Origin of the sequence: Bacillus cereus group sp. BfR-BA-01441, assembly GCF_022663075.1 — a bacterium.
GTDB lineage: Bacteria > Bacillota > Bacilli > Bacillales > Bacillaceae_G > Bacillus_A > Bacillus_A cereus.
Genome location: NZ_JAKUEU010000260.1, coordinates 1 through 461, shown reverse-complemented (window position 1 = coordinate 461; position 461 = coordinate 1). Strand labels below are relative to the sequence as shown.

Genomic DNA, 461 nt, shown 5'->3' with positions numbered 1-461 from the left:
AAACAACAACCAAGGTGAAAACAACAACCAAGGTGGAAACAACAACCAAGATAATAACACAACAATTGATCCAAAAGCTCTTAAAGATGGTGAATACAGAATTGGCTTTAAAGTGTTAAAAGATCAAACAGATGAAATCTCAATGATGAACACATACACAAAAAGCCCAGGTGTATTAAAAGTAAAAGATGGTAAGAAATACGTATCGTTTACATTAAAAAATAGTACATGGATTACGAAATTTGAATTTGAGAAAAATGGTTCTTTCGTTAATGCAAAAGTGTTAAGTGAAAATAAAGAACAAAATACAAGAGTAGTAGAAGTAGAAGTAAACGATTTGTCTAAAAAATTAAATGCAAAAGTAAAAGTAGATATTGATTCAATGAATTATCACCATTTCTATGATGTTCAATTTGTATTTGATCAAGACAGTATTAAAGCCTTAGGGAACCAAGGCGGAA

At 29.9% G+C, this 461-nt stretch carries 1 protein-coding gene; it reads left to right on the top strand.

Translation table 11 applies throughout. The features are described 5' to 3' along the window. Positions 1-461, top strand: a 461-nt coding sequence (locus tag MR107_RS30390; RefSeq protein ID WP_242293182.1) for an NEAT domain-containing protein, incomplete at both ends; no start/stop codon positions are given.